General features: G+C 63.5%; 14 protein-coding genes. 10 read left to right on the forward strand and 4 right to left on the reverse strand.

What is annotated here, in order from left to right:
* Window positions 1-63: 63 nt before the first annotated feature.
* The 7 genes from FJQ89_RS14440 to FJQ89_RS14470 all read left to right on the forward strand — a co-directional run bounded on the left by FJQ89_RS14440 (window position 64) and on the right by FJQ89_RS14470 (window position 8,063).
* The gene (locus tag FJQ89_RS14440; RefSeq protein ID WP_071075558.1) at window positions 64-942 is read left to right on the forward strand and encodes an HlyC/CorC family transporter; all 879 of its coding nucleotides are present in this window, start codon (window positions 64-66) and stop codon (window positions 940-942) included.
* 79 nt (window positions 943-1,021) lie between these two features.
* Complete coding sequence (gene lnt / locus FJQ89_RS14445; protein ID WP_141172805.1) at window positions 1,022-2,548, forward strand: apolipoprotein N-acyltransferase; 1,527 nt, start codon at window positions 1,022-1,024, stop codon at window positions 2,546-2,548.
* A gap of 146 nt (window positions 2,549-2,694) precedes the next feature.
* On the forward strand, window positions 2,695-3,609 hold the full coding sequence (glyQ, locus tag FJQ89_RS14450) for a glycine--tRNA ligase subunit alpha (RefSeq protein ID WP_141170681.1): 915 nt from the start codon (window positions 2,695-2,697) through the stop codon (window positions 3,607-3,609).
* A 39-nt stretch (window positions 3,610-3,648) separates the two neighbouring features.
* The gene (gene glyS, locus FJQ89_RS14455; RefSeq protein WP_141170682.1) at window positions 3,649-5,751 is read left to right on the forward strand and encodes a glycine--tRNA ligase subunit beta; all 2,103 of its coding nucleotides are present in this window, start codon (window positions 3,649-3,651) and stop codon (window positions 5,749-5,751) included.
* Window positions 5,751-6,338: a D-glycero-beta-D-manno-heptose 1,7-bisphosphate 7-phosphatase gene (gene gmhB, locus FJQ89_RS14460; protein WP_141170683.1), complete on the forward strand. Its 588-nt coding sequence runs from the start codon at window positions 5,751-5,753 to the stop codon at window positions 6,336-6,338. Before glyS ends, gmhB begins: the two co-directional genes overlap by 1 nt.
* Window positions 6,339-6,354: 16 nt before the next feature.
* Window positions 6,355-7,095 (forward strand): lysophospholipid acyltransferase family protein, encoded by a 741-nt coding sequence (locus FJQ89_RS14465; RefSeq protein WP_096237795.1) that lies wholly within the window; start codon window positions 6,355-6,357, stop codon window positions 7,093-7,095.
* 44 nt (window positions 7,096-7,139) lie between these two features.
* A complete protein-coding gene (locus FJQ89_RS14470) occupies window positions 7,140-8,063 on the forward strand; it encodes a M48 family metallopeptidase (RefSeq protein ID WP_141172806.1) in 924 nt (307 codons plus the stop codon).
* Between the two features lie 57 nt (window positions 8,064-8,120).
* Here the strand turns inward: FJQ89_RS14470 and waaA are convergent, their stop codons facing one another.
* The 4 genes from waaA to FJQ89_RS14490 form a co-directional block, all read right to left on the reverse strand.
* Complete coding sequence (gene waaA / locus FJQ89_RS14475) at window positions 8,121-9,395, reverse strand: lipid IV(A) 3-deoxy-D-manno-octulosonic acid transferase (protein ID WP_141170684.1); 1,275 nt, start codon at window positions 9,393-9,395, stop codon at window positions 8,121-8,123.
* A gap of 32 nt (window positions 9,396-9,427) precedes the next feature.
* Window positions 9,428-10,450, reverse strand: a complete 1,023-nt coding sequence (waaC, locus tag FJQ89_RS14480) for a lipopolysaccharide heptosyltransferase I (RefSeq protein WP_141170685.1) — start codon at window positions 10,448-10,450, stop codon at window positions 9,428-9,430.
* Between the two features lie 4 nt (window positions 10,451-10,454).
* A complete protein-coding gene (locus FJQ89_RS14485; RefSeq protein WP_141170686.1) occupies window positions 10,455-11,837 on the reverse strand; it encodes a phosphomannomutase/phosphoglucomutase in 1,383 nt (460 codons plus the stop codon).
* A 94-nt stretch (window positions 11,838-11,931) separates the two neighbouring features.
* Window positions 11,932-12,240 carry an H-NS histone family protein gene (locus FJQ89_RS14490; RefSeq protein WP_116745523.1) on the reverse strand — a complete coding sequence of 103 codons (309 nt, stop codon included), beginning with the start codon at window positions 12,238-12,240 and terminating at the stop codon, window positions 11,932-11,934.
* A gap of 431 nt (window positions 12,241-12,671) precedes the next feature.
* On the opposite strand from FJQ89_RS14490, the gene FJQ89_RS14495 reads away from it, so the two are divergent.
* From FJQ89_RS14495 to FJQ89_RS14505, 3 genes are all read left to right on the forward strand, one after another.
* Complete coding sequence (locus tag FJQ89_RS14495; protein WP_141170687.1) at window positions 12,672-13,511, forward strand: symmetrical bis(5'-nucleosyl)-tetraphosphatase; 840 nt, start codon at window positions 12,672-12,674, stop codon at window positions 13,509-13,511.
* 89 nt (window positions 13,512-13,600) lie between these two features.
* A complete protein-coding gene (locus FJQ89_RS14500) occupies window positions 13,601-14,521 on the forward strand; it encodes an AraC family transcriptional regulator (protein ID WP_141170688.1) in 921 nt (306 codons plus the stop codon).
* Between the two features lie 129 nt (window positions 14,522-14,650).
* Entirely contained in the window at window positions 14,651-15,205 is a 555-nt protein-coding gene (locus FJQ89_RS14505; protein ID WP_141170689.1) for a carboxymuconolactone decarboxylase family protein, read from the forward strand.
* Window position 15,206: the final 1 nt, after the last annotated feature.

Consider the following 15,206-nt stretch of genomic DNA (forward strand, 5'->3'; position numbering starts at 1 on the left):
ATCCGGTATTCCCCCACTTTTGGTGTATCCTATATCCCTTCGCAACAACGGCTCACGCCTCCTATGCCCGAGCACCCTAGTGGCGTCAGAACTGACGTCAAGCCCCACCGGTCACTGTTTGAACGCCTGACCGCACTCATATCCCCCGAGCCAGAGAACCGTGCAGAATTGCTCGATGTTCTACACGATGCGCATGAACGCAAGCTGATCGACGCCGACGCCCTGTCGATGATCGAAGGCGTGTTTCAGGTATCGGATCTCTGTGCGCGCGACATCATGATTCCCCGTTCGCAAATGGATGTCATCGACATCAGCAAGCCGATCGAGGAATGGATGCCGGAAGTCCTGTCCACCGCCCACTCGCGCTTCCCCGCGATCGAAGGCGAGCGCGACAAGGTCATCGGCATCCTGCTGGCGAAAGACTTGCTGCGTTATTACGCAGAAGAAACTTTCGACGTGCGCGACATGCTGCGCCCCGCCATCTTCATCCCCGAATCGAAACGCCTGAATGTGCTGCTGCGCGATTTCCGCGCCAACCACAATCACATGGCCATCGTCGTCGATGAATACAGCGGCGTCGCCGGCCTGATCACCATCGAAGACGTGCTGGAACAGATCGTCGGCGATATCGAGGACGAATACGACTTCGACGAAGCCGAGGACAACATCCTCTCGCTCAAGGAAGGCCAGTTCGGCCCCCGCTGGCGGGTCAAGGCACTGACCGAGATCGAACAGTTCAACGAAGAAGTGGGCAGCCACCTGGTGGACGACGATGTCGACACCATCGGCGGCCTGGTCTCGAAGTACCTGGGCCGCATGGCGCACAAGGGCGACATCTTCGACCTGGGCAATCTGCGCTTCGAGGTGCTGCGCGCCGATGCGCGCCAGGTGCACGTGCTGCTCGTCGAGCGCCTGCCCAATGTGCCGGAACTGGAACTCTGACATGCGCGTGCTGTAAATGCGTTTCAGACGCTTGGATCCCAACGCCCCCGCCAAACCGCCCCGCAGCACGTGGGCGCGCATGCTGACTGCCGCCATCGCCGGCGCCGTCGCCGTGCTGGCATTCGCCCCGTTCGGCTACTGGCCATTGCAAATCCTCAGCCTGGGCATGCTGTTCTACCAGGTGCTGCGCGCGGCAAACGTCAAGGCCGGCGCGCTGATCGGCTGGGCCTACGGCTTCGGCTGGTGCGCGGCCGGCACGCACTGGCTGTATATCTCCATGCACCGCTATGGCGACATGGCCGCACCGATCGCCGCCATCGCCGTGGCCTTGCTGGCCCTCTTGATGGCCATTTACGTGGCCCTGGCCATGGGCGCGGCGGCCTGGCTGCGCCAGCGCTGGGTACTCTCGCTGCCCGCCATGACCCTGCTGGTGCTGCCCGCTACCTGGACGCTGTTCGAATGGACGCGCGGCTGGCTGTTTACGGGTTTCCCGTGGCTGGCCACCGGCTATGCCCACAATACCAGCCCGCTGGGCGGCTTTGCGCCCATCGTCGGATCGTATGGCCTGGGCTGGCTGGCGGCGCTGTCGGCCGGCGCCCTGCTCTTGCTAGTCCACCCCCTGCACCGCACGCGCTGGAGCGCGCTGGCTGGCCTGGTCGCGCTGTATGCGGCCGGCGTTGGCCTGCAGTACGTGAACTGGACCCATCCTGTCGGGCGCCCCATCACGGTGCGCCTGTTGCAGGGCAATGTGCCGCAGCAGCAGAAATTCGACCCCGGCTTCGTGCTGGGCGCCCTGCAGATGTACCAGAATGCCATCACCAGCGCGCCGGCCGACCTGATCGCCACGCCGGAAACGGCCGTCACCGTGCTGCCGCACCAGCTGCCGCCCGGCTATCTGGATAGCCTGGCGACGTATTCGCAGCAGACGGGCAGCACGATTTTGCTCGGCATGCCCGTGCTCGACGAACAGCAGCGCTTCTACAATGCCGCTGTGGGCATCACGCCCAACGGCACGCCGGGTCCGTACTACCAGTACCGCAAGCACCATCTGGTACCGTTCGGAGAATTCGTGCCGCCCGGCCTGCACTGGTTTGTCGCCATGATGGCCATCCCGCTGGGCGACATGGGCCGCGGCGCCGAGGTGCAAGCGCCTTTGGCCGTGCGCGACCAGCTGGTGCTGCCGAATATCTGCTACGAAGACCTGTTTGGCGAAGAAATCGCGGGACAGCTGGCCAGCGCGCACCGCCATGGCAAGCAGTCGGCCTCGGTGCTGTTGAATATCTCGAACCTGGCCTGGTTTGGCGACTCGATCGCCATCCCGCAACATCTGCAAATTTCGCAGATGCGCAGCCTGGAAACGGGCCGCCCCATGCTGCGCTCGACGAACACGGGCGCCACCGCCGTCATCGACGGCAAGGGCGTGGTGCAAAGCCTGCTGCCGCCGGAGCAGCAAGCCACGCTGGCGGCCAAGGTGCAAGGCATGGGCGGCATGACGCCATACATTCTGTATGGCAATAAACTGGTGCTGGCCCTGGCCGCGCTGGCCCTGCTGACGGCCTTCCTGCTGTCGCGCGCCGCCCGCCGTGGCCGCGCTGCGCAGGAATAGTCGGCCGATATTGTCCGAAGAGTCACAGTGGGCCGGCAAAAACCGCTAAAATTAGCAAAACCCCGACCCGGACGCGCTTGTTAGCAGCGTGCGGGCTTCAAGCAAACCTTAACAAAGCGCAGCCTCCCGCGCGGCGAACTCATACGATGCTTACATTTCAACAAATTATCCTGACCTTGCAAACCTATTGGGACAAGCAAGGTTGCGCCCTGCTCCAGCCCTACGACATGGAAGTCGGCGCCGGCACTTTCCACACCGGCACCTTCCTGCGCGCGATCGGCCCGGAACCCTGGCGCGCCGCGTATGTGCAGCCGTCGCGCCGTCCGAAGGATGGCCGCTATGGCGAAAATCCGAACCGCATGCAGCACTACTACCAGTACCAGGTGGTCTTGAAGCCCGCGCCGGAAAACATCCTCGACCTGTATCTGGGTTCGCTGGCCGCCCTGGGCCTGGACTTGCAGCAGAATGACGTGCGCTTCGTCGAAGACGACTGGGAAAGCCCGACCCTGGGCGCCTGGGGCCTGGGCTGGGAAGTCTGGCTGAACGGCATGGAAGTGACCCAATTTACCTACTTCCAGCAAGTGGGCGGCCTCGATTGCAAGCCCGTGCTGGGCGAGATCACCTACGGCATCGAACGCCTGGCCATGTATTTGCAGGGCGTGGAAAACGTGTATGACCTGGTGTGGACCGAGTGGGAAGAAAACGGTGTCACGAAAAAACTGACTTACGGCGACGTCTTCCACCAGAACGAGGTGGAGCAATCGACCTACAACTTCGAGCACGCGAACACGGACCTGCTGTTCGAACAGTTCGGCAACTACGAAGCGGAAGCGAAGCGCCTGATCGAGCTGCAACTGACCCTGCCCGCCTACGAGAAGATCATGAAGGCTTCGCACAGCTTCAATATGCTCGACGCGCGTGGCGCCATCTCGGTGACGGAACGCGCCGCCTATATCGGCCGCGTGCGCACCCTGTCGCGCCTGGTGGCGCAAGCGTATTACGACTCGCGCGAGCGCCTCGGTTTCCCGATGCTGCCCGCCGCAGACCAAACCGCCGCTTGATCGCCTAGCTCATACACCGCCGTACCGGACAAGAACACCATGAACCAAACACTGCTCATCGAACTGCTGACCGAAGAACTGCCGCCGAAAGCGCTGGCCAAACTGGGCGCCGCCTTCACCGCCGGCATCGTCAACGGCCTGAAGGCGCGCGACTTCCTGGAAGCCGACAGCGTCGCCACCAGCTACGCCTCGCCGCGCCGCCTGGCCGTCTCCATCACCAACGTACGCGAAGTCTCGCCCGATAAATCCATCCGTGAAAAAGTCTTGCCCGTCTCCGTGGCACTGGACGCGAACGGCAACGGCACGCCGCCGCTGGCCAAGAAACTGGCCGCGCTGGGCTTCCCCGACCTGACGGTAGCGGACCTGGAACGCGCCGTCGACGGCAAGGCTGAAAGCTTCTTCTACACTTATACGGCGCCGGGCAGCCAGCTCGCCGCTGGCGCGCAGGCGGCATTGACGGAATCGGCCGCCAAGCTGCCGATTCCAAAACTGATGAGCTATCAGCGCCCGGACGGCACCACCGTGCAATTCGTGCGCCCGGCCCACAGCCTGATCGCCCTGCACGGCATCAACGTGCTGCCTTTGACCCTGCTGGGATTGACGGCCGGCCGCACCACCCTGGGCCACCGTTTCCTCACCGACGGCAAGCCTATCACCATCGCGCACGCGGAAAACTATGCGGCCTCGCTGATCCTCAACGCCAGCGTCATCGCCAGCAACGAGGAACGCAAGGAGCGCATCCGCGCCCAGCTGCTGGACAAGGCCGGTGCCGACCAGGTGCTGATGCCCGAAGCGCTGCTCGATGAAGTGACCGCCCTGGTCGAATGGCCGGTCGTGTATGAATGCCACTTCGAGGAAGAATTCCTGGCCGTGCCGCAGGAATGCCTGATCCTCACCATGCAGACGAACCAGAAATACTTCGCCCTGACCGACAGCGAAGGCAAGCTGCGCTCGCGCTTCCTGATCGTCTCCAACATCGAGACGGACACGCCAGAACACATCATCGGCGGCAACGAGCGCGTCGTGCGCCCGCGCCTGTCCGACGCCAAGTTCTTCTTCGAGCAAGACAAGAAGAAGACCCTGGCATCGCGCTTGCCGCTGCTGGCCAACGTCGTTTACCACAACAAGCTGGGCACGCAAGCTGCCCGCACAGAAAGAGTAAAAGCATTAGCCGGCGCCATCGCCGCCAAATTGGCCTACGACGTGGCCCTGGCCGAACGCGGCGCCCTGCTGGCCAAGGCCGATCTGCTGACCGACATGGTCGGTGAATTCCCCGAACTGCAAGGCATCATGGGCACGTATTACGCGCGCCATGACGGCGAGCCGGAAGAAGTGGCGCTGGCCGCCTCCGAGCACTACCAGCCGCGCTTTGCCGGCGACAGCCTGCCATCGACCGCCACCGGCACCGCCGTGGCCCTGGCAGACAAACTTGAAACCCTGGTCGGCATCTGGGCCATCGGCCTGGCGCCGACGGGCGACAAGGACCCGTTCGCGCTGCGCCGCCATGCGCTGGGCGTGCTGCGCATGCTGCTGGAAAAACGTTTGCCTTTGTCGATCCGGGGCTTGCTGGCGGACGCCGCCGCGCAATTCGCAGCCGTGCCCGGCTTCAAGGACCCGGTCGCGGACGTCACCACCTTCATGCTCGATCGCCTGCGCGGCATCCTGCGCGAACGCGGTTTCTCGCCGAATGAAATCGAAGCCGTCGTGGCGCAAAACCCGGACCGCCTGGACGACATCGTGCAGCGCCTGGAAGCCGTGCAGGCGTTTGCCGCCCTGCCGGAAAGCGCCTCGCTGGCCGCCGCCAACAAGCGCATCACCAACATCCTGAAAAAGAACGAGGAAGCGCTCAAGCTGGTTGCCGACAGTGGCGTCAACGTGGCCCTGCTGCAGGACGAAGCGGAGAAAAAACTCGCCGCCGCCGTCTCGCGCGTACAGCCGGAAGTCGACGCGGCCTTCGCCAAGGGCGACTTCACCAGCACCCTGCAAACACTGGCGCAGCTGCGCGACGACGTCGACGGTTTCTTCAACGACGTGATGGTGATGGCCGAGGATGTCGCCCTGCGCAACAACCGCCTGGCCTTGTTGTCGTCGCTGCACGGCATGATGAACCGCGTGGCCGACATTTCCAAGCTGGCGGCATAATGGGCACGCCGGCGCTGAAACTGATTATTCTCGACCGCGACGGCGTCATTAATCATGACTCGCCGGACTTCATCAAGTCGCCGGCCGAATGGCTGCCGATTCCCGGTTCGCTCGAAGCGATCGCCCGCCTGAACCAGGCTGGCTATCGCGTCATCGTCGCCTCGAACCAGTCGGGCATCGCGCGCGAGTACTTCGACATGACGGTGCTGAACGCGATCCACCAGAAGATGCACACCCTGGCGCAGCAGGTGGGCGCCGACATCGACGCCATCTTCTTTTGCCCGCACGCGGGCGCGGACAATTGCGACTGCCGCAAGCCGAAACCGGGCATGTTCCATGAAATCGCGAAGCGCTACAACACCAGCCTGAAAGGCGTGCCCACCGTTGGCGATTCGCTGCGCGACCTGCAGGCAGGTTTCATCAGCGGCTGCGTGCCCTACCTGGTCTTGACGGGCAAGGGTGAAAAAACCAACGAAACGGGCGGCCTGCCGCCCGGTACCCAGGTCTTCCCCGACCTGGCTGCCGTGGTCAGCCACCTGCTCAAGGCGCCAGCAGCGCCAGCGCCCACCGTGGCATTCAGTATCTAATTTTCGGAGAACCGCATTGCGTAATATTTCCCTGTTCCTGCGATCCCTGCTGTTCATGACCATCATGATCGTGGCCACCATCGTCTGGGCCTGCGTGTGCTTTTTTGCCGCGCCATTGAGCTACAACAAGCGCTATTGGGTCACCTCGCGCTGGAACGTGTTTATCCTGTGGTGCGCCAAGGTCATTTGCGGCATCCGCTATGAAGTCAAGGGCGCCGAGAACTTCCCGGATGCGCCGGCCATCGTGCTGTCGAAGCACCAGTCGGCCTGGGAAACCATCTTCCTGCTGCCCAGCCTGCCTCGTCCGCTGGTGTATGTGTTCAAGAAGGAGATCCTGTACATCCCGTTCTTTGGCTGGGCCATGGCTCTGCTGCGCATGATTCCCATCGACCGCAAACAGGGCAAGCATGCCTTCAAGAGCGTGGTCGCGCATGGCAAACGCCGCCTGGCCGATGGCCAATGGATTATCATGTTCCCCGAAGGCACCCGCATCCCCGTGGGCCAGGCGGGCAAGTACAAGAGCGGTGGCACGCGCCTGGCCATTGCCACCGGCGCCGTGGTGGTGCCGATTGCGCATAATTCAGGCGAATGCTGGCCCAAGCAGTCATTCCTCAAACGCCCGGGACTGATCACCGTCTCGATAGGCAAACCGATTTCGCCGGAAGGGCACACCCCGGACAGCATGATGCAACAGGTGGAAAATTGGATAGAATCAGAAATGCGCGTCATTTCGCCTCACGCCTACAACGCTGGCTAGACGGCATCAGCGCGGTCATCCAGGAGCCGACACTGCGCCAGCAGATGAAGACCATCAAGGTCGGCGACCAGCAACTGGATCTGTTCGCGCATGACGTCTCGACCAGCACGCCCCCGGCGGTGCGCCCCACGGCACCGCCAGCGCCGCCCGTGGCACCACCGCTAGTGGCACCCGCGCCACCCATCGTTCGCCCCGTCCCGTCGCCCCTGCCTTCCCCGCCACGCCCTGCCGATGGCCCTCCGCTGCGCCAGCTGCAGCTGGGCAGTCACCTGGTCGAATTCGCCCTGCGCCGTTCCACGCGCCGCTCCATCGGCTTCATGATCGACGATAACGGCTTGCGCGTGACCGCACCCAAGCGCGTCACCCTGGCCGAAATTGACAATGCCATCCGCGCCAAGCAGGGCTGGATCGTCTCGAAGCTGCTGGAACGGGGCGAGCGCAAGGTGCAGCGCCAGCAGCGTCCGCCCGTGGCATGGGTCGATGGCGCCGCGCTGCCCTACCTCGGTGGCGAAATCACCTTGCGATTGCACCAGGCACCGCGCCACCGCGCCAGCTTCCAGCGCGAGACGAATGAACTGCACGTATGGGTCACGCCCACGGGCAGCGAGCAGCAATTGAAGGAAAAAGTGAAGGGCTGGTTCCAGCATGAAGCGCGCCAGCTGTTCGAAGCGCGCCTGGACCTGTATGCGGACAAGCTGGGCGTAAGTTACGACTCGCTGTCACTATCGTCGGCCGGCACACGCTGGGGCAGCTGCACCATCGAGCGCAAGATCCGCCTGAACTGGCGCCTGATCCACTTCGCCCTGCCGCTGATCGACTACGTGGTGGCGCACGAGCTGTCGCACCTGTTGGAAATGAACCACAGCCCTCGCTTCTGGGCCACCGTGGAATCGATCTATCCCGATTACGATGGCGCCAAGCAGGCGCTGAGAAAACGCTCGCAGGAGCTTCCCGTTTTGTTCGCGTAAACAATATTGTTGGCGGCTGTCGGATTACGCTCTGCGAGCTAATCCGACCTACACCCATCACGACAGCAAAGGCTTGATAGCCGCGATGGTGCGCGGCGTGGCGCCCCGGTGCTGCGCCGCGAAAGCCAGCGCCTTTTCTCCCATCGACGATAAACGCAGCGGATCCTGCAGCAAGGCCGACGCTTGCGCCATCAGCGCGTCGGCGTCCGCCACCCGCGCGGCACCGCCGGCGGTGATCGCCTGTTCGGTCACCAGCGCGAAATTGAAGGTGTGCGGGCCGATCAGCACGGGTTTACCCAGGGCCGCCGGCTCGATCAGGTTTTGCCCGCCCAGTGGCAGCAAGCTGCCGCCGACAAAGGCGCAATCGCAGGCCGCGTAGTACGCAAACATCTCGCCCATCGAGTCGCCCAGCAGCACCTGCGTGTCCGCCGCCACAAAATCGTCCTGCGCCAGGCCGGACCTGCGCTGCACGCTCAAGCCGTGCGTCAGCACCAGCTTTTCCACCTCGTCGAAGCGCTGCGGATGGCGCGGCACGATCAGCAGCAGCACGTCAGGCGGCAGGCTGGCACGCGCCAGCGCTTCGAGGAGCAGCTGCTCTTCGCCCTCGCGCGTGCTGGCGCACAGCAGCACGGGACGCGCACCGATGGCGGCGCGCAGCGCCGCCCCCGTCGCCAGGGCCGCCGCGGGCACGACGACGTCGAACTTGATGCTGCCCGTGACGACCACGTCCCGCACGCCCAGCACGCGCACGCGCTCGGCGTCGTCTTGCGTCTGCGCCGCCACCAGGGTGATGCCGCGCGCCGCATCGGTGATGAGCTTGCCCAGGCGCTGCGCCTTGCCCAGCGAACGCTGCGACAAGCGCGCGTTGGCCAGCACCACCGGCACTTTGTAGCGATTGCATTGATGGATCAGATTTGGCCACACTTCCGTCTCCATCAGGATGCAGATACGCGGCGCAAAGTGACGGATGAAACGGGCCGGCATGGCGCCCGTGTCGTACGGCAGGTAGCTTTGCACGAGGCGCGCGCCATGTTTGGCGAACAGGGTTTTACCGGTCGCGCGCCCTGTGGGCGTCATGTGCGTGAGGACGATGCGGGAATCGGGCCATGCGGCCAGCAGCGCATCGATCAGCGGCTCGGCCGCGCGCGTCTCGCCGACGGAGACGGCGTGCAGCCAGAGCGTGGCTGGTGCAGGTGCCAGCTGGCGAGGGTAAAAACCCAGGCGCTCGCCCCAGTGCTGGCGGTAGCCGGGTTCCTGGCGTCCGCGCAGCCACAGCCGCGCCAGTACCAGGGGCAAGGCCAGCCACCAGGCAAGGGTATAAAGAAGTCGCATGATTGTTTAATGTTGAAGTCAGGCGGTTGACGTCAGGCGGGAGGATAGTCGGCCAGCAGGCGCTGTGCCGCGGCCAGCACTTCCGGCACGCCGGGCGGCGCGCCCTTGTCGCCCAGGTTGATGATTTTCGGCGACCAGTTGCCTTCCGTTTTCCACAGCGGCGAATCGGCATAGATTTCCACCGTCGGACGCACAAAGGCGGCGGCGATATGCGTCAGGCCCGTATCGACGCCGACCACCAGCGCCGCGTGGCGCGCCAGCAGGGTGGCATCGCCCATCGACAGCTTCGGCAGCACGCGCGCATTCGGCAGGCCGGCCGCCAGCACTTCTGCTTCGGCCTTTTCCTTGGGCGAACCCCAGGGCAGCAAAATCGGCATGGGCGCGAGCGCATGGCCCAGGGCGATCCAGTTTTCCGGCGCCCATTTCTTGGCGTCCCGCGCCGTGCCGTGGAAATATACGCAATACGGTGCCGCGCCCATCCAGTCCGGGCGCGGCTCGCTGGCTGACACTTCCGGCAAGCCGAAATCGGCCGGCGTATCGAGCGTGTAGCCGAGTGCCGCGGCGGCCACCAGGCGGCCGCGCGCTACCGCATGCGTGCGTGGGTCGAGCGGAATGCTTTTCGTGTGAAAGATGCGCGAGATACCTTCGTAGCCCGAGCCTTCGCTGCCATTCGCCAGGCCGACCTTCTGTCCGCCCGGCGCCAGGCGCGCGGCGCCCATGATGATGCCCGTCTTGAGCAAGCCCTGGGTATCGAACACATAATCGTAGCGCGTCTGGCGCAGGCTGCGGAAGAAGGCGGCGATTTCCGCGCGCGTCTCTTTTTTGCCCAGGCTCTTGCGCCAGCGCCGTAGCGCAAACGGGAAGATCGTCCCCACGCGCGGGTTCAGGCGCACCAGGCTGGTGTAGCCCTCCTCGACCACCCAATCGATGGTCGAGTTCGGGAAATGGCGGGCGATGTCCGCCACCATCGGCAGGTTATGCAGCACGTCGCCCAGAGAAGATACCCGCACCAGCAGGATTTTCAAGGGCGCCTGTGCGCCAGGTTGACCGGCCATGCTGTCAGAACGGCAGAACGGCGTCAGGCTTGGCTGCCAGGATCACGCTCTTGAACTGTCCCTGGATACGCGCCAGGGCTGCCGGCGTTTCCGCCTCGAAGCGCATGACGATCACCGGCGTGGTGTTCGACGAACGGGCCAGGCCGAAGCCGTCCGCGTATTCCACGCGCAAGCCATCGATGGTGATGATCTGTTCATTGCCGGGGAAGACGGCGTCGCGGCGCAGCATGTCCATCAGCGCGACGTTCTCGCCTTCCTGCAGTTCCAGGTGCAGTTCCGGCGTGCTGTCGGACTGCGGCAGAGAGTTCAACAGGGCCGAAGGATCTGCTTCGCGTGTCAGGATTTCCAGCAGGCGCGCAGCCGAATACATGCCGTCGTCGAAACCGTACCAGCGGTCCTTGAAGAAGATATGGCCGCTCATTTCGCCACCCAGCGGCGCACCCGTCTCGCGCAGCTTGGCTTTCACCAGCGAGTGACCCGTCTTGTACATCAACGGCACGCCGCCATGCTTGCTGATCCACGGCGCCAGGTGGCGCGTGCATTTCACGTCGTACAGGATTTGCGCGCCCGGATGGCGGGTCAGCACGTCGGCGGCAAACAGCATCATCTGGCGGTCAGGGTAGATGATCTGCCCATCCTTGGTGACCACGCCCAGGCGGTCGCCATCGCCATCGAAGGCGATGCCGATTTCCGCATCCGTCTCGGCCAGGCAGCGGATCAGGTCTTGCAGGTTTTCCGGATGCGCCGGGTCCGGATGGTGGTTGGGGAAATTGCCATCGACGTCGCAGAACAGTTCGATGACCTCGCAGCCCATGCCGCGGAACAGGTCGCCGGCAAATGCGCCGGCCACGCCATTGCCGCAGTCAACGGCGATCTTGATCGGGCGCGCCAGCTTGACGTCGCCCAGGATGCGCTGCAGGTAGGAGGCGCGGATATCATGGGTGGTGTAGCGTCCCGGCGTGGTACTGGCGCTGCCATCGTGGGCGACGATGCTGTGGTACAGCGCCTGGATCGCTTCGCCGTGGATCGCTTCGCCCGCCAGCACCATCTTGAAGCCGTTGTAATCGGGTGGATTGTGGCTGCCCGTGACCATGATGCCGGAACGCGTGTCGAGCACATTCGTGCCGAAGTAGACCATCGGCGTGGCCACCACGCCCAGGTCGATCACATCGACGCCTGCCGCTTGCAAGCCCTGCGCCAGCGCCGCCGTCAGTTCAGGCCCCGACAGGCGGCCATCGCGGCCGATCACGACCCGCTGCTCACCCTTGGCCAGGGCGGCCTGGCCAAATGCCTGACCGATCTTGTAAGCCACGCTGGCATCGAGGGTTTTGGCGATGATGCCGCGAATATCGTAGGCCTTGAAGATCGTTCTGGACAATGGAAGCATGGTGTGCGCGCTATAAAGTAAGGGTATCGATAAGGTGCCTGGCAAGGTACAGCGCGTGGCTGGCAGCTTGCCACTGCGCCAGGAGTATACCGAATTATACGCGCAGCAGATCGATGGACTTGCCCGATTCCACCCACTGCCTGACCCACAGCGGCTGGCGACCACGGCCTGTCCATTGTTGAGTAGCATTGTCAGGATGGCGGTATCGTACCGCGACTTTGCCCGTGCGCGGGTGCAAGCCGTCGAGTATCAGCTGTTTCAGCGGAATGCCCGCTTGCTGCGCGATGGCCATGATCTGTTCGCGCGCCTTGTTCAAATCTTCACGCTCGCGGCTGTTCAATTCCTGCTTCACATTATCTTCCAGCTTGCGCAATTCCAGCATCGTCATCGTTGACAGATCCATCCCGTATATCCTTTATATTCAATTAAATAATAAAATCACGTGAAATATACTACATTGCATAAAAATCCGCGCACCGTAACGTAATTCCTCGTCGCCTGAATGACGGACCGCGATGTATTTACCGGCTCAACATTAAGATTAAATGAAGAATATGTCGAAACCAATCGTGAAAACATGAATAAAAATGCATAAAATGACATTCCAGCTGGCATGGCATGATCATCGATTCCAGAAAATATGCGAGGCAATTATTATCGCGATAAAGCAGAAAAATATTCAGCTGAAGTAAATGCCCATACAAAATAATCGCGTCCGGCCTTTCCCTTCCGGCCGGCCATTCGCGCAATCCGGCATCAGCCAGAAATGCTCCCGACGACCAAGGGCAGCCATGCTTATAATGCATGCGCGTAGTTCACTTCACCCTGACACATATGAAAACTTACTTTATCGGCGATCTGCAAGGCTGCCATGCACAAACCGTCGAACTGATCGAACGGATCCAGGCGGCAGCGGATGGCCCGTACCGCCTGCTGTTCGCGGGCGACCTGATCAATCGCGGCCCGGCCTCGCTGACCACCCTGCGCCACGTGCACGCGCTGGCGCAGCAAGGCCTGGCCGACAGTGTCCTGGGCAACCATGACTTGCATTTGCTGGCCGTGGCCAACGGCATCCGGCCCGAGCATGCGTCCGATACGCTGACCGAGATCCTCGACGCGCCCGATCGCGACGAGTTGATCACCTGGCTGCGCCAGCGCCCGCTCGCCTTGCAGCGCCAGGGGCATGTGCTCGTGCATGCGGGCTTGCTGCCGCAATGGAGCGCGACCCAGGCTTTGTCCCTGAGCGAGGAAGTGTCGACCATGCTGCGCAGCGATGGCTGGGTGGCATTCCTGCGCAACATGTACGGCAACGAGCCGGCCGCCTGGCGTGACGACCTGCAGGGCGCCGACCGACTGCGCTGTATCGTCAACGCCATGACGCGGCTGCGCTTTTGTACGCCGGACGGTGTGATGGACTTCAAGATGAAGGAGAGCGGCAGCGCGCCGCCAGGCTCCGGTCTGCTGCCGTGGTTCGACGTGCCGGGCCGGCGCAGCGCGGGCGACACTGTCGTCTTCGGCCACTGGTCGGCGCTGGGATTGCAGTTGCGACCCGAGCTGATCGGCCTTGATAGCGGCTGCGTCTGGGGCGGAAAACTGTCGGCCGTGTGCCTGGAAGATCGCTCGCTGCTGCAAGTCGACTGTCCCGCCTTCCAGCGGCACAGTGGAAAACAGTAAGCACTACGGCGCGCATATGCTTAATCGCAATCGGTCGTTGGCCCTGGCGCGCCTGCGCCGTATGATGCAGCTTTTGCCTGTGCCATCCCATGCATCCTGATACCGACAGACTGGCGCGCTGGCTGCTCGGCAGCCTGGAACTCGACACCGCCGTCCTGCATGTGGGCCAGTACTGTGGCCGCTGGCGCGCTTCCACGGCGGGCCGGGAACTGGGCAGCTTTCACCTGGTGCTCGATGGCCACTGCTATTTGCACCTCGATGGCGCGGCGCCGATAGCGCTCGGCCCGCGCGATGGCGTCTTCCTGCTGCGCGACTTGCCGCATTTCCTCAGCCCGCACAGCGATCCGTTGCAGGCGGCAAGCGCGCAAGCCATGCTGCCGCTGCAAACACCCACGCAGCAGCCGGCGACGGCACTGGCCTGCGGCTTCTTTCAATTTCGCGGCGCCCTCTCCGCACTGATCGTCGACTCCTTCCCGCCATATCTGCTGATACGCGGCGACGCGCCCGCCTTCAGCGCCGCCGCTGCGCTGTTCGACCTGATCCTGCTTGAAGCGGGCGGCGATCCGGAGCAGCCGTCGCCGCTCATCGCGCGCCTGGTCGAACTGCTGTTCTTTTACCTGATCCGCCACGTGGCGCAGGGCGAGCAGGTGGCGGCGGGCCTGCTGTCGCTGCTGCACCAGCCCGCATTTTCGCCGCTGCTCGAACGCATGCTCGACGCCCCCGCCGACGACTGGTCGATCGAGAACATGGCCAAGGCGGCGTGCATGTCGCGCGCCAGCTTCTGCAAGCATTTCGCCAGCGCCAGCGGCCATTCGCCGGCCCAATTCCTGCTCCTGCTGCGCATGAAGATCGCGGCACGCCGGCTGCACGACGGCGTCTCCGTCGAACGCGCGGCCGAACTGGTGGGTTACCGCTCGCACGCCGCCTTTACACGCGCCTTCAAGCGGGTCACGGGCGAGCAACCGGGCGCCTACCGGCGCGACCAGAAATTGCGCCAGCTGGCCAGCTAAGAGCCTGCCGGAATCAAGGATCGCACAATCACAGACGAACGAGCACAAAAGGACGACGCTGACGTCTGTTGCGTGCGCGATATGGCCGATATAATGGCCGGGTGACTTACCAACTTAGCAAGGTACCCCATGTCCCGTCTGACGCTGCACACTCTCGATACCGCCCCGGCCGATAGCCGCCCCTTCGTGGAAAAGGCCATCGCCAACAATGGCTTCCTGCCCAACCTGATCGGCGTGCTGGCCAATGCCCCGCTGGCACTGGAAACCTACCTGACCGTCTCCGGCATCAATGCGCGCGCCAGCCTGACGTTAATGGAACGCGAAGTGGTGCAAATCACGGCCGCGCGCATCCACGGCTGCGATTTCTGCATCGCCGGCCATAGCGCCATCTCGCTGAAAAAAGCGGGCCAGACGCCCGACATCGTGCGCGCCCTGCAGCATGGCCAGCCGACCGGCGATACGAAGCTGGACGCCGTCGCCGCCTTCGCCACGGCCGTCATCGCCACGCGCGGCGCCGTCAGCGACGCCGAATATCAAGCCTTCCTGGCCGCCGGCTACAACGAACAGCAGGCGCTGGAAGTCGTGCTGGGGATCAGCCTGGCCACCCTGTGCAATTTTTCCAACAGCCTGGCCGGCACGCCCGTCAATCCGCAATTGACACCCTACCTGCCTGGCGCCGTCTGAC

The sequence above is a fragment of the Janthinobacterium tructae genome, assembly GCF_006517255.1.
GTDB lineage: Bacteria > Pseudomonadota > Gammaproteobacteria > Burkholderiales > Burkholderiaceae_D > Janthinobacterium > Janthinobacterium tructae.

Bases quoted from the DNA above. Each gene is read 5' to 3' on its own strand.
- FJQ89_RS14470 (WP_141172806.1), top strand. From the start codon at position 7,140: ATGAAGACCATCAAGGTCGGCGACCAGCAACTGGATCTGTTCGCGCAT.
- FJQ89_RS14440 (WP_071075558.1), top strand. From the start codon at position 64: ATGCCCGAGCACCCTAGTGGCGTCAGAACTGACGTCAAGCCCCACCGG.
- waaA (WP_141170684.1), bottom strand. From the start codon at position 9,395: ATGCGACTTCTTTATACCCTTGCCTGGTGGCTGGCCTTGCCCCTGGTA.
- FJQ89_RS14490 (WP_116745523.1), bottom strand. From the start codon at position 12,240: ATGGATCTGTCAACGATGACGATGCTGGAATTGCGCAAGCTGGAAGAT.
- lnt (WP_141172805.1), top strand. From the start codon at position 1,022: ATGCTGACTGCCGCCATCGCCGGCGCCGTCGCCGTGCTGGCATTCGCC.
- gmhB (WP_141170683.1), top strand. From the start codon at position 5,751: ATGGGCACGCCGGCGCTGAAACTGATTATTCTCGACCGCGACGGCGTC.
- glyQ (WP_141170681.1), top strand. From the start codon at position 2,695: ATGCTTACATTTCAACAAATTATCCTGACCTTGCAAACCTATTGGGAC.
- glyS (WP_141170682.1), top strand. From the start codon at position 3,649: ATGAACCAAACACTGCTCATCGAACTGCTGACCGAAGAACTGCCGCCG.
- FJQ89_RS14500 (WP_141170688.1), top strand. From the start codon at position 13,601: ATGCATCCTGATACCGACAGACTGGCGCGCTGGCTGCTCGGCAGCCTG.
- waaC (WP_141170685.1), bottom strand. From the start codon at position 10,450: ATGGCCGGTCAACCTGGCGCACAGGCGCCCTTGAAAATCCTGCTGGTG.
- FJQ89_RS14495 (WP_141170687.1), top strand. From the start codon at position 12,672: ATGAAAACTTACTTTATCGGCGATCTGCAAGGCTGCCATGCACAAACC.
- FJQ89_RS14505 (WP_141170689.1), top strand. From the start codon at position 14,651: ATGTCCCGTCTGACGCTGCACACTCTCGATACCGCCCCGGCCGATAGC.
- FJQ89_RS14485 (WP_141170686.1), bottom strand. From the start codon at position 11,837: ATGCTTCCATTGTCCAGAACGATCTTCAAGGCCTACGATATTCGCGGC.